Source organism: Bacillus sp. NEAU-Y102 (genome assembly GCF_054788175.1).
Window position 1 is genome coordinate 33153 of record NZ_JBTWFK010000004.1, and the last position, 13449, is coordinate 46601.

Below are 13449 nucleotides of genomic sequence, written 5' to 3' on the forward strand. Positions count from 1 at the left end.
AGAAAAAGAGATGCATCATATGTGATGCATCTCTTTTTAGAATTATAAATTAAAAGCATTTGCTAGTAAGCGATAAGACTTTAATTTATGTTCGAATTGATGAGTAATCGTGACAATCATAAATTCGTCAGTATTGTATGCTTTGCTTAAGTTTATTATTTTTTCTTTTACAGAAGACGGATCACCAACAATCATACGTTGACGATTTTCTTTTATACGGAATAAATCATAAGCGCTGTATGAATAATTTTGAGCAGTTTCAATAGAAGGTGTACCAGTAGTTGGTTTTCCTTGCTCTAATAATAAGATTGATAAATCTAAACTAGAAGCAATTTTTTCTGCTTCTTCATTTGTTTCTCCGCAAATAACAAAAATAGCAACGATTGACTTTGGTTTATCTCCTAAAAATGAGGGCTGATATTGTTCTTGGTAAGCCCTCATAACTTCAGGGCCTCCAAAGCCATTAATAAATTGTGCAAATGCGAAAGAAGCTCCGTTGTTTGCAGCAATTTTAGCGCTCTCTCCACTAGAACCGAGCATCCACATTTCAGGAGATGTTGGGATAACTGGAGTGGCTTTTAAGTTTGCATAGTGATGGTTTTCTGGTACTTGATCATGTATGTACATTGCAACGTCTGCAATTTGTTCTGGATATTGATCAAGTGAGACCATTTTCCCTTCTTGAAGTGCGCGAGTTGCTATTGGCATACCACCAGGGGCTCTACCAACACCGAGATCGATACGATTTGGATACAGTGCTTCTAAAACACGGAAATTCTCAGCGACTTTATATGGGCTATAATGCGGTAACATAACACCACCTGAACCGACTCTAATATGGTCCGTTTTTGCGGCAATATGAGAAATAAGTATTTCTGGACTTGAACCAGCTAAGCCTACGGAATTATGATGTTCGGATACCCAAAAACGTGTGAATCCGAGTTTTTCAACTTCTTGTGCAAGCGTAACTGTATGTGAAAAAGCTTGGGCTGCTGTGCTACCATCTGAAATAGGTGATTGGTCTAATACACTTAACTTGATCATAGAATATACCTCTCAATCTTAATGTACATCCTATTATATATTTACTTATGAAAAATGCGTAGTGAAATGCTCAAAATGAAAAGCGGATAATCTTATTTCCGCTTTTAATGAGAAAATCCGCGTTCATAATGATTCATTTCGACTAGATTTAAAATATATTCATAGTTGTCAATTTCACGTTTTAGCTGTTCACGTTCTTTTGCAGATAGTGTCATATTGCTAAGTTTTTTACATAAGTTTTGTTTCTTTAATTCTAAATGTTTTTTTGTAGCATGGTAGTCATAAGTATGTTTCATTTTTAACCACTCCTTCTTTGCAGTTGCTATATTATACGAAGCATAAAGAAATATGAAATCTGTCTCTTATGTATTTTTAGTGAATATTCAAATTGCAATGGTGTTATGTTTATGGAGATCTATGAATAAAATGCACTAAACCACTAACGTCCATTTGATGAAATAAGGGGTGGAATTGTGCAGAAAGATATAATGTATAACACTGAAATGGATGAAGCGTTAAAAGTTATAGATAAAGGATTGAAGAAGACGATAAGTCCAAAACAAATTATTGTAGTGGGAGCTGGTATGGCTGGATTAGTTTCAGCATCTTTATTAAAGGCTGCAGGACATGATGTGAAAATTTTTGAAGCAAACAACCGGGTAGGTGGCCGTATAGAGACAGTTAGAATGGAAGATACCGGATTATATTTAGATGTGGGAGCAATGAGAATTCCGTATACACATAGGTTAACGATAGCATATATAAGAAAATTTGGGCTACAGGTGAGTCCTTTTATTAATAGGAATGAGACGGATATTATTTATGTAAATGGACGGAAAACGACGTTGAAACAATATGAAAAGGATCCGAGTATTTTAAGGTATCCTGTGGAAATGAACGAAGTGGGAAAAACGTCTGAAGAACTATTGTTATTAGCAGTACAGCCGATAATAAATTTTATTAAAAGAAATCCAGAGAAAAATTGGGATGTTGTAGTGAAGGATTTTGGGAGATATTCCACAGGACAATTTTTAAAGTATCATCCTTATCAGTATAATACTTACTTTTCGCCAGTAACAATTGAGATGATCGGTGTTCTATTAGATTTAGAAGGTTTTTTAGAGCGGTCGTTTGTAGAGACTTTACGATTTCTATACATTATGCAAGAGGAGAGCGGATTTTGTGAAATTATGGGCGGGAATGATAGATTACCAAAGTCATTTTTACCGCAATTAGAAGAAAATATTATATATAATCAAAAATTAATGAAGTTACATCAACACGATAATGGTGTGACAGCTTTCTATCGGAACGAGGAAACTTTTGAATATAGTAGTATTACAGGAGATTTAGTTATTGTTACTATCCCGTTTTCGACAATGCGTTTTGTAGAAGTAGATCCGTTTGATTCTATATCTCATGAAAAATGGAAAGCAATTCGTGAATTGCATTACATGCCTGCGACGAAAATAGGAATTCAATTTAAAAGCAGATTTTGGGAAGAACAAGGGCAATTAGGTGGCAGAATTATAACAGATTTGCCAATTCGTTATGCCTATTATCCAAGTCATGGAATTGGAGAAAAAGGACCTGCTATGATGTTAGGTAGCTATACATGGTCTTACGATGCATTGTTATGGGATGGTTTATCAAAAGGCGATCGTATTTATTACGCCTTACACAACTTAGCAACAATATTAGGAGGTCAAGTGTATGATGAGTTCATATCTGGAATATCAAAAAGCTGGACATTGGATCCGTATGCGCTTGGAGGATTTGCGCTTTTTCAAGCAGGTCAAGAATCTGAGCTACAACCAGCGATTGTCAAACCAGAGGGGAGAATATTCTTCGCTGGAGATCATACAACGCTATATCACGGATGGATTCAAGGTGCGATTGAATCTGGAATTTTTGTAGCGATGGAAGTGAATGAGTAAAATGTGTTTAATTCAGAAAATTCTTTACTATATAAATTGAGATGGATATTATTATATATAAAAGAATTATAGGGAGTGTTTACAGTGAATCCGTTATTATTCGATTTTCCTTCTGAATTTTATACTGACAGGCTTTTTATTCGAATGCCGAAACCAGGAGATGGTAAAGTTGTATATGATGCAATTCAAGCTTCAATACAAGAACTAAAACCTTGGATGGCTTTTGCACAAAAAGAGCAAACAGAGGAAGAAATAGAAGAAAGTATTAGAAAATCACATATTCAATTTTTGCAACGTGAAGATTTAAGATTACTAGTATTTTCGAAAGAAACAGGTGAATTTATTGCTTCAGCCGGATTACATCGTATTAATTGGGATATACCTCAATTTGAAATCGGATATTGGATTGATACAAGGTTTAGTGGAAAAGGCTATATGGTAGAGGCTGCGAAAGGTATAACGGATTACGCTTTTTCTGAATTGAAAGCAAACCGTGTAGAAATTCGTTGTGATTCTTTCAATAAGAAGAGTAGAGCGATACCTGAGAAATTAGGCTTTAAGTTAGAAGGTACGTTAGAAAGTGCGAGCGTTGCAGTAGATGGAAATGGATTAAGGGATATGTGTGTATTTGCAATGACGAGAAATACATATAAAAAAGAAGAGCTGTAAAGAAACAGCTCTTCTTTTTGTGTATTATGGTACAGGATGTCCATTAGAGCTTTCGAAAATTGTAAACCATTGTTGACGATCTAATTTAACGTTTGTAGCAAGAGCGGCCGTTTTTACACGATCTAATTTACCAGATCCAACGATTGGCATCATGTTAGCTGGATGCGCAAGTAACCAAGCATACATAACCGTATCGATACTAGTAACACCTAGCTCAGTAGCAACTTTTTGCACAGTTTCACGTACACGTACGGCGCGTTCTGATTGACCAGTAAAGATTTCCCCACCAGCAAGAGGTGACCAAATCATTGGATTGATTCGTTTTTCTTGGCATAAATCAATTGTCCCTTTTTCAAAGTGCTCAAGCTGCAATGCAGAAACTTCAATTTGGTTCGTAATAAGCGGGAAATCTAAGTAAGAACTTAACATATTAAATTGTGAAGGTAAGAAGTTAGATACACCGAAGTGACGAACTTTTCCTTCTTGTTTTAATTGTGAAAATGCCTTTGCCACTTCATTTGGATCCATAAAAGGGTCGGGACGATGAATAAGTAATACGTCAATATAATCTGTATGTAAATTTTTTAGTGATGCTTCTGCACTTTGAATAATGTGCTCTGCACTAGTATTGTAGTGAGCAACATATCGCTCTGGAAATTTTGGTGATGGGGGAGCGATTCCACACTTTGTAATAATTTGCATGTTTTCTCGTAAGGAAGGCTTTAATTGTAAAGCTTCGCCAAATAATCCTTCACACGTATATCCGCCGTAAATGTCAGCGTGATCAAAAGTAGTAATTCCCATATCCATACAATCTTCAATGAAAGAAAGTAATTCTTGTTTCGTCATATTCCATTCTGCTAAACGCCAAAATCCTTGAATAATACGAGAGAATTCTAGCGTTTCATTCATTTGAACTCGTTCCATTATAAGTACCCCCTTGATGAATGATTATTATTTTGAAAAGGCTTTCTTACTACGTGTTATTATATAGTTTGGGGGGCGTACATACAATAAATATGTTTTGCTAAAAAAATGATTTTCTCTATATGCTATAATGTAGAAACATATAGCTATAAGGAGATGTAAGGAATGATTCCAGTAACAATATTAACTGGTTTTCTTGGATCAGGGAAAACGACTTTATTAAATCGTATTTTATCAGAAAATCACGGTAAGAAATTAGCGGTGATTGTAAATGAAATAGGGCAAATTGGCATTGATAATCAGTTGATTATGAATGTAGAAGAAGAAATTATGGAAATGACAAATGGCTGTTTATGCTGTACTGTACGTGAAGATTTACTTGTTGCTTTAAAACAGTTACTGGACGTAAAAGCAGAAGGGAAAATGGATTTTGATGGTTTAGTAATTGAAACGACTGGACTTGCAAATCCAGGGCCGATTATTCAAACATTCTTTTTAGATCCAGTCATTCAATCTGCATACCAAATTAACGGTGTTGTAACGGTGGTAGATAGTTATCATATACATAAACATTTTGAAAAAGGATTAGAGGCAAAAGAGCAAATTGCGTTTGCGGATGTCGTTTTAGTAAATAAATTAGATTTAATTGAAGAGAGTGAGAAAGAAAATCTCTTGCATGAAATTCAAGGAATTAACCCGACTGCAAAGTTAATTGAGGCGACTAACTGTGAGGTAGATATACCATCTTTATTACAAATCCAAACGTTTAAAACGAAAGATACGTTGCAAATTTACCCTCATAAAGAACATAATCACTTAGAAGGTGTGAAATCATTTGTATTACGTGAAGAACGTCCGCTGGATTTACAAAAGCTTAATGAGTGGATGTCAGCTGTCGTTCAAGAGCTAGGGGAATATTTATATCGTTACAAAGGAATTTTATCGATAGATGGAGTAGATAAACGTATCGTTTTCCAAGGTGTACATACTTTATTTGCCGCTTCGTACGATAGAGAGTGGCAAGAGGGTGAAGAGCGAGTAAGTGAAGTAGTTTTCATCGGAAGAGATATTAATAAAGAGTGGTTCCAAGAACATTTTCAGGAGTGTGTGAAATAAGTCTGCGTAAATTGCAGGCTTATTTTTTATGAACATTCTATTAGATTGCAAAACAGAATTAAATAAGGGAAAGAAATTAAAAATTGATAAATGTATAATAAAAAGCCTGTTTTCACAGGCTTGTATTTTCGTCTATTAGTAACTCCATTACAACACCTACAACTGGACCTTCATCATCAATATCACCATTTAAGCGGAAACCAAATGATTCATACAGTCCCATTGCAAGTTTGTTGTCTGGATGTAAACTTAAGTAAATTATTTTGCATTCAAATTTTTCTTGTAAGAATTGAATGAGTAAGCGAAGGAAACGTTTTGCGTATCCTTTTCCTTGATATTGTTGGTCAATCATAAAGCGATCGAGCCATACACTTTTATGTTTTACTGAATACCATCCATACATTGCATAACCTACAAGTGTTTCTCCATCATATAAACCTACTGACGTTCCGTTTCCTTCATATAATGATTCTGCTAAAGAAAACGCGTTACTTTCAATAAATTGTTGCTGATCTTTTGTGACGTTTAAAGCAACTACTGAACGCCAATTTTTTGCTGTTACTTCACAAATGTGAAGATTCATAATTCCAACTCACCTTCTAAATTAATATAGCTTTAAAGCTAATATGGATAATTTTACTTGTTATTTTGGTCAAGTCAAGGATAAATACATAAAAAGGCAGCTGAATACCAGATTCAGCTGCCTAGAAAATATAATGGATTAGTTTGTTGCTTCTTTCAATGTGTTTACGTTTTCTTCCATTAAAGTGAAGTAATCTTTATTATTTTTCGCATCATCTTCAGAAATAGTAGCTAAGTGATTTAAGCGTAAAACTTTTGTACCAGTTTCTTTTTGAATTACGGATGCTACTTTTGGAGTAGAGAACGTTTCGAATAAAATATATTTTAGACTATGTTCTTTTACTGTTTTTGTAATGTCAGCAAGCTGCTTTTGAGATGGTTCATCAGAAGCTGAAATTCCAGCGATAGGAATTTGTTTTAGGCCGTATCGTTGTTCCCAGTAACCATAGGCAGCATGAGAAACTAAAATTTCTTTCGTTTTTGCGTTCGCTACAGCTGCCTTAAATTGATCGTCTAAATCAGTAAATTTAGTTTGAAGTGCGGCGAAGTTTTTTTCGAATTCTTGTTTATGTTCAGGTTGTAATTCTACAAGTGCATTTTTAATTTTTTCCGCCTGTTTCATTGCTAGAGTAGGATCTAACCAAACATGCGGGTCTTTATCGTGATGATGTTCATCTTCTTTATGGCCATCTCCATGATCATGATGCTCTTCTTCAGTAGAAGCACGAAGCTCAATACCTTTAGATGCATTTACAATTTTAACATTTTCTTTTTGTAATGTTTTTTCCATTTTTTCAGCAAATGGTTCTAATTCAGCGCCGTTATAAACGAATAAATTAGCTTTTGCAACTTGTACTGTTTGTTTTTGACTTGGTTCAAATGTATGTGAATCTGCACCAGGTGGGTAAATTGCTTCAACATTTACATAGTCGCCACCGATTTTCTTTGCGAAATCAGCAAGTGGGAAAATCGTTGTATAAACTGTTAGCTTTCCATCTTTCTTGGCATTACTTTCTTTTTTATTTGAGCAGCCAGCGAAAATTAAGGTGAAAATAAGTAAGAATGAAAATATAGTCAATCTTTTAGGCATGAAGTTCTCCTCTTTTCTTTTTTACGGATATATTTTCCCCAATTATAGAAGAAAAATATCATTTTAATACAAAACGGAATAATTACGTTTTAGTTTGCGAACTTAGTATAATACATCTTTAATAAAGTTGCAATAAATAATAATCATTCCGATTTGTTTTTGTTATAAAGTTGTCAAATATAAGTGTATTATTTTTGCAAATGCATGCATATGTGACAACGCTGTTTTCATATATTGAAAAGGAGGTTAAAGAGGGGGGTGAGCGTTTGGGTTACTTAATGGAAGCTATTTTATTAATATTAGCGGTAGTATTGCCATTATCTTTTGTATTAATTTTTTTAAGAAGATTAATAAGTAATTTAGGGGACGCTACAACAATAACGAAATTACAAGAGAGAGATGAGAAAAAAGAGTAAGTAAAACACTATGCGTACGCATAGTGTTTTACTTGTGGTAAAATAAGATCAGGAAACTCCTAAAGGTTGTATTTTACTGAAGGAGAGAAAAGTAAAATAAGAGGTATATGCATATATGAATAAGCGAACAGCGTTAATACTTGGTGCAAGTGGTTTAGTTGGACAAGAGATAACGCGTCTATTACTTGAATCAGATTACTATGATTCGGTTACTATTTTTGTAAGAGATCCAATGCAATGGCAACATGAAAAGTTACAGCAGAAACAAGTTGATTTTTCGGTATTAGAGGAATATAAAGAGTTCTTTGCTGTGGATGATGTTTTTAGTTGCTTAGGAACAACAATAAAAAAAGCAAAAACAAAAGCAAATTTTAAAAAAGTAGATTATGAATATACGTTACGAGCTGCTTGTTTAGCTGAAAAACAAGGGGTACAAAATTTCCTTGTTGTGTCTTCTATGGGAGCGAATCCTAAATCATTTTTCTTTTATTCACAAGTGAAAGGAAGAATGGAAGAAGAATTGCAAAAGTTAGTGATCGGTGGTATTCACATTTTTAGACCATCATTATTAGTAGGAAATCGACAAGAATTTCGTTTCGGCGAACGAATGGCTGAAAAGTTATCTCGTATTATTCCTTTTATCTTTAAAGGGGCTTTCAAAAAGTATAAACCAATTTCAGCTAAAGATGTGGCGAAAGGGATGTATATAACCGCGCTGCGCGAAGAATCGGGTATCCATACTTATAATTCAAATGAAATTCCAACGATAGAATAAATAAAACCGAGAAGAATGACTTCTCGGTTTTATTTATTCGTATGAATTTTTCCTGGTGCTCGCTTATATTGGTGAGGTTCTTGCAATTCAAAGCCAAGTTCATTGGCTGCTATTCTCGGGAAGTACGGGTTGCGAAGTAACTCACGTCCGATGAAAATTAAATCTGCTTCGTTATCATTTAAAATTTGCTCTGCTTGAGATCCAGTCGTAATCAATCCAACTGCACCAGTTGCAATGTTAGCATGCTCTTTAATATGTTTAGCATATTGTACTTGATACCCAGGATAAACATCGATGCGTGCAGGGACAACAGCCCCAGAGCTACAATCAATTAAATCTACTCCTTGTTCTTTCATCCATTTTGTATACTGAACATAATCTTGAACTGTTAACCCGTCAGGATGATAATCATTTGCTGAAATACGAACGAATATTGGTCCGTCCCAAACTTTATTTACAGAGTCGATGATTTCGCGTAAGAAGCGATAGCGGTTTTCAGGTGAGCCGCCGTATTCATCCGTTCGTTTATTAGTAAGTGGTGATAGGAATTCATTGATAAGGTAACCGTGAGCGCCATGTAGTTCGATAACATCAAATCCGGCTTGTTTTGAACGTAACGCGGCCCTCTGAAAAGCTAATATAGTCTCTTTGATTTGCTGTATATTCATTTCTACTGGTATTTTCATCGTATCATTAAAAGGAATTGCAGAAGGAGCGAAAGCATTCATATCTAATTCAGCTTTTCTTCCGGCGTGAGCGAGTTGAATGGCAGCTTTTGCACCGTTATCATGTATAAAAGTAGTCGTTTTATGTAAGCCTTCAATTAGGTTGTCATCCCAAATGCCTAAGTCTTTATTAGAAATTCGTCCTTCAGCTAAAACGGCTGTTGCTTCAATCATAACTAAACCAACTTGACCGGCAGCTCTTGTTCCATAATGAATGAGATGGAAATTCGTTACTTGGCCATCCCCGTTTTCCGATGAATACATGCACATAGGTGACATAACAATCCGGTTTTTTAATGTAACGTCCTTAATTGTATAAGGTGAAAAAAGTTCGGAATTCATCCAATAGCCTCCTAGATTGAATTTTCTTACATTGTATCATTCTCTTTTTTGTTTCTCTAATAAAACGCTTATACGAAAAATTTTGTATATTCGTGTTACAATGACTAATATGAACTGAATTGGAGGATGGCATATGTACCAGGCTTATTATGAAAGCGAAGTAGGTTTGCTTGAAATTACAGCGAATCAAGAAGGAATTACGTCTGTTATATTTGTTGATGAACGACAAGAAGAAAATAAAAATGAAATGATAGAACAATGTATAAATGAGTTAGATGAATATTTTAAAGGGAAAAGAAAAGAGTTTACGGTCCCGCTGTCTGCGGAGGGAACAGCATTTCAAAAAAATGTATGGGATGCACTTTATACTATTCCATACGGCGTAAGTGCTTCATATTTAGATATTGCAGAGAAAGTTGGAAATACAAAAGCTGTACGGGCAATAGGAGGGGCAAATAGTCGGAATCCAATTTCAATAATTGTTCCATGTCACCGTGTAATAGGAAAGAGTGGAAAGCTTGTTGGATATGCTGGTGGTTTATGGAGGAAAGAGTGGTTATTAAAACACGAAGGTATTTTGAAATGACGTATGGATGGGAAGAGGGATTGTTTTGAAATGTATAAATTGTGGGCAATCTTGCGAGGAGGAACAGTTAAATTGTGCAAGTTGTCAGCGAAACTTGGATAATGAACAAGAGGAAGGTAGCTCGTTAATAGATAAAGAACTAGAAGTATATGTAGGGAGACAATATCCGTATTACAAAAGGAAATGGGAACTTGAGAATAAGCGGATTGCTAGGTGGAGTTGGAATGGTTGGGCTGCTATTTTCAATATAGGCTGGCTAGGATATCGTAAGTATTATGTACCAGCTGCTTTATTTATGTTGTTATTAGTAGCGTGTGATGCATTTTCGTATTATATGGGATTTAATGTAGCGTTGCCAATCATTAATATGGTACCTCTTACGTTTTTATTACTCATTTTTATTCTGTTTGGAATGGGGATTTTTGCAAATGGATTATACTATCAATTTGCGGAAAGACGTATATACCGAATAAAAGCAAGAGAAATAAAAGATAAATCAGTTGAAAACTATCTAATCAATGATAGCGGCGGAACGAGCAAAATGGGAGCGACAATTGTTACTATTTTAGCAGTTGCTAGCATATTTTTTAGTCATTTCTTTTTTCCGACTGATCGAGACGTTATTCAAAAGGTTCGTACAAGCTCGCTTTATGAATATCCTTTCTTTTCAATAGGTGAATCTTTCGAAAATTATTTTCAAAATTCAGGTTGGATATATTATCGTGGAACGGAAGGGTTAGAATTAGTAGAATTCCAAGGATATAACACCGGAACGCCAAGACAAAAGGTGAAGATTCAATTTGTTGTCGATTATAAATTAGGTGAAGTGGAACCATACTCACTTATGGTTAATGGTGAATCTAAAACTGAAGAAGAGTTTTTGAAGCTGATGGAAGAAATATTTAAAGTTCAAAATCCATTTGATATAGAGGATGGATTACAAGTAAATGCTATTCAAGGAAGCGGCTGGAAAGAAATTTCCGATCGCTTTTTTCTATGTTTGTTAAAATAAATATTTAAAATAATCAGAATCTTTTGTATAATAAAATATATTATATAGGATTTAACTTATACATATAGATTGGGGGAAGGAAGAATGAAGAGAAAGACAACAACAATTGCTGCACTTGCGTTAACGACGAGTGTATTGGTTGCAGGATGTGGGAATGGTGAGAAGGCTTCGACAACGAAGAAAGAATCGAATAAGGGAATGGCCGATAAACAAGTTTTAAATTTGCTAGAAACAGCTGAAATTCCTTCAATGGATACATCTAAATCAACGGATTCTGTATCTTTCCGTGTATTTGTAAATGCAATGGAAGGTTTATATCGTCTAGATAAAGATAATAAACCAACACCAGGCATGGCAAAAGATGTGAAGATTAGTGAAGATAAAAAGACATATACATTTGAATTACGTGATGCGAAATGGTCAAATGGTGATCCAGTTCGAGCACAAGATTTTGTATATGCATGGCAACGTACATTAGATAAAGCAATAGCGGCAGAATATGCATTCATTTTATTTGATGTGAAAAATGCACAGAAAGTAAATAAAGGTGAATTACCAGCAGATCAATTGGGTGTTAAAGCGAAGGATGATAAAACGTTGGTAGTAGAATTAGAGCAACCAGCACCTTATTTTCTTGAGCTTACGTCGTTCCCTACATTTTTCCCATTAAATGAAAAATATGTGAAAGAGCAAGGAGATAAATACGGATTAGAAGCAGATAAATTAGTATATAATGGACCATTTACAATGAGTCAATGGAAACATGAACAAAATTATCAGTTAAAGAAAAATCCTAATTATTGGGATAAAGATACTGTAAAGTTAGACGAAATTAATGTAAGTATTGTGAAGGAAACAAGCACGGGAGTAAATTTATATGATAGTGATCAAGCAGATCGAGTTATTTTAACTTCTGAATTTGTTGATAAATATAAAAAGAATAAACCAGATGAATTTAAAACGAAGTTAGATCCACGCATATATTTCTTACGTTTTAACCAAAAAAATGCAACATTTAAAAACCAAAAAGTACGTGAAGCGATTGATTTAGCATACGATAAAAAAGGAATTGCTGATGTCATTTTAAATGACGGTTCATTGCCAGCATATTTCTTAGTACCTGAAAAATTCACGACAGGTCCGGATGGAAAAGACTTCCGCTCTGTAAATAAAAACTTCCGTGATAGTAAAGATAACGCAGAGAAAGCAAAAAAATTATGGGAAGAAGCGAAGAAAGAGCTTGGTCAAGATACAATTACGGTTGAATTACTAAACGATGATAACGGTAGCCGTAAAAAAGTAGGCGACTTTATTAAGGAAGAACTAGAGAAAAACTTGCCTGGTATTAAAGTGAATTTGAAACAGCAACCATACAAGCAGAAGCTAGATTTAGAAAAGAAATTCCAATATGAATTCTCATTATCTGCATGGAGCCCTGATTATCCGGATCCAATGACTTATATTGATATGTTTGTTACTGGAAGCTCATTTAATGAAATGGATTATTCTAATCCGAAGTATGATGATTTAGTAGCGAAATCAAAAGGAGAGCTATTAAAAGATGATAAAGCACGCTGGAATGCACTTGCGGAAGCTGAAAAAATCTTAATTGGTCAAGACGCAGCAATTTCTCCTACGTACCAACAAAGTACAGCTTATTTAGAGAAGCCATTTGTAAAAGGCATTGCTAACCATACGTTTGGCGGGGACTTCAGTTATAAATGGGCATATATTACAAAAAAATAGTATAATAAAAGATGAGTGAATTTTCGCTCATCTTTTATTTGTATAAGGAGGAATTATAGTTGTTAAGGGGAATCAATCACATTTGTTTTTCGGTATCTAATTTAGAAAACTCTATTATGTTTTATGAAAAAGTATTAGAAGGAGAATTACTAGTTAAAGGAAGAAAATTAGCTTATTTTAACATATGTGGAGTATGGATAGCGCTTAATGAAGAGACGCATATTCCGAGAAATGAGATTCATCAATCTTATACGCACATTGCATTTTCTGTTGAACAAGAAGACTTTAAATGTCTAATACAGCGATTAGAAGAAAATGATGTTCATATTTTACAAGGAAGAGAACGTGATGTAAGAGATTGCGAATCTATATACTTTGTTGATCCTGACGGTCATAAATTTGAGTTTCACTCAGGGACACTGCAAGACCGTTTAAATTATTATAGAGATGAGAAACCTCATATGACATTTTATTAGGGAGGG

15 protein-coding genes are annotated in these 13449 nt (G+C 34.5%); 9 read left to right on the forward strand and 6 right to left on the reverse strand.

Annotated features, from left to right (window positions below; translation table 11 throughout):
- Positions 1-42 precede the first annotated feature (42 nt).
- Positions 43-1044: an LLM class flavin-dependent oxidoreductase gene (locus ACYFX0_RS11970; RefSeq protein WP_000594035.1), complete on the reverse strand. Its 1002-nt coding sequence runs from the start codon at positions 1042-1044 to the stop codon at positions 43-45.
- Positions 1045-1148: 104 nt separating this feature from the next.
- On the reverse strand, positions 1149-1340 hold the full coding sequence (locus tag ACYFX0_RS11975; RefSeq protein ID WP_000683363.1) for a DUF3896 domain-containing protein: 192 nt from the start codon (positions 1338-1340) through the stop codon (positions 1149-1151).
- Positions 1341-1517: 177 nt separating this feature from the next.
- Here ACYFX0_RS11975 and ACYFX0_RS11980 point away from each other — a divergent pair, with 177 nt between their 5' ends.
- Positions 1518-2981: a flavin monoamine oxidase family protein gene (locus tag ACYFX0_RS11980; protein ID WP_142398779.1), complete on the forward strand. Its 1464-nt coding sequence runs from the start codon at positions 1518-1520 to the stop codon at positions 2979-2981.
- A gap of 84 nt (positions 2982-3065) precedes the next feature.
- On the forward strand, positions 3066-3650 hold the full coding sequence (locus ACYFX0_RS11985) for a GNAT family N-acetyltransferase (RefSeq protein ID WP_460270567.1): 585 nt from the start codon (positions 3066-3068) through the stop codon (positions 3648-3650).
- Between the two features lie 24 nt (positions 3651-3674).
- Here the strand turns inward: ACYFX0_RS11985 and ACYFX0_RS11990 are convergent, their stop codons facing one another.
- Complete coding sequence (locus ACYFX0_RS11990; protein ID WP_000442822.1) at positions 3675-4577, reverse strand: aldo/keto reductase; 903 nt, start codon at positions 4575-4577, stop codon at positions 3675-3677.
- Positions 4578-4742: 165 nt separating this feature from the next.
- Between ACYFX0_RS11990 and ACYFX0_RS11995 the strand changes: the two genes are divergently transcribed.
- Positions 4743-5693, forward strand: coding sequence for a CobW family GTP-binding protein (locus ACYFX0_RS11995; RefSeq protein ID WP_000613427.1), 951 nt, complete (start codon positions 4743-4745; stop codon positions 5691-5693).
- A gap of 112 nt (positions 5694-5805) precedes the next feature.
- Here the strand turns inward: ACYFX0_RS11995 and ACYFX0_RS12000 are convergent, their stop codons facing one another.
- Together ACYFX0_RS12000 and ACYFX0_RS12005 are read right to left on the reverse strand one after the other, a co-directional pair.
- On the reverse strand, positions 5806-6276 hold the full coding sequence (locus tag ACYFX0_RS12000; protein ID WP_001048684.1) for a GNAT family N-acetyltransferase: 471 nt from the start codon (positions 6274-6276) through the stop codon (positions 5806-5808).
- Between the two features lie 138 nt (positions 6277-6414).
- Positions 6415-7365 (reverse strand): metal ABC transporter substrate-binding protein, encoded by a 951-nt coding sequence (locus tag ACYFX0_RS12005; RefSeq protein WP_001126157.1) that lies wholly within the window; start codon positions 7363-7365, stop codon positions 6415-6417.
- 266 nt (positions 7366-7631) lie between these two features.
- Here ACYFX0_RS12005 and ACYFX0_RS12010 point away from each other — a divergent pair, with 266 nt between their 5' ends.
- Both ACYFX0_RS12010 and ACYFX0_RS12015 read left to right on the forward strand, forming a co-directional pair.
- Positions 7632-7781, forward strand: coding sequence for a hypothetical protein (locus ACYFX0_RS12010; RefSeq protein WP_000540932.1), 150 nt, complete (start codon positions 7632-7634; stop codon positions 7779-7781).
- Between the two features lie 115 nt (positions 7782-7896).
- Positions 7897-8556 (forward strand): oxidoreductase, encoded by a 660-nt coding sequence (locus ACYFX0_RS12015; protein ID WP_001042731.1) that lies wholly within the window; start codon positions 7897-7899, stop codon positions 8554-8556.
- 29 nt (positions 8557-8585) lie between these two features.
- Here the strand turns inward: ACYFX0_RS12015 and namA are convergent, their stop codons facing one another.
- On the reverse strand, positions 8586-9623 hold the full coding sequence (gene namA / locus ACYFX0_RS12020) for an NADPH dehydrogenase NamA (protein WP_001083641.1): 1038 nt from the start codon (positions 9621-9623) through the stop codon (positions 8586-8588).
- 133 nt (positions 9624-9756) lie between these two features.
- Between namA and ACYFX0_RS12025 the strand changes: the two genes are divergently transcribed.
- From ACYFX0_RS12025 to fosB, 4 genes are all read left to right on the forward strand, one after another.
- Complete coding sequence (locus tag ACYFX0_RS12025) at positions 9757-10209, forward strand: methylated-DNA--[protein]-cysteine S-methyltransferase (protein ID WP_000283913.1); 453 nt, start codon at positions 9757-9759, stop codon at positions 10207-10209.
- Between the two features lie 7 nt (positions 10210-10216).
- Positions 10217-11221 (forward strand): DUF2628 domain-containing protein, encoded by a 1005-nt coding sequence (locus tag ACYFX0_RS12030; protein WP_080117667.1) that lies wholly within the window; start codon positions 10217-10219, stop codon positions 11219-11221.
- Between the two features lie 84 nt (positions 11222-11305).
- Complete coding sequence (locus tag ACYFX0_RS12035; RefSeq protein WP_000824273.1) at positions 11306-12967, forward strand: peptide ABC transporter substrate-binding protein; 1662 nt, start codon at positions 11306-11308, stop codon at positions 12965-12967.
- A gap of 59 nt (positions 12968-13026) precedes the next feature.
- Positions 13027-13443, forward strand: coding sequence for a FosBx1 family fosfomycin resistance bacillithiol transferase (gene fosB / locus ACYFX0_RS12040; RefSeq protein ID WP_000943769.1), 417 nt, complete (start codon positions 13027-13029; stop codon positions 13441-13443).
- The last annotated feature ends 6 nt before the right edge of the window (positions 13444-13449 follow it).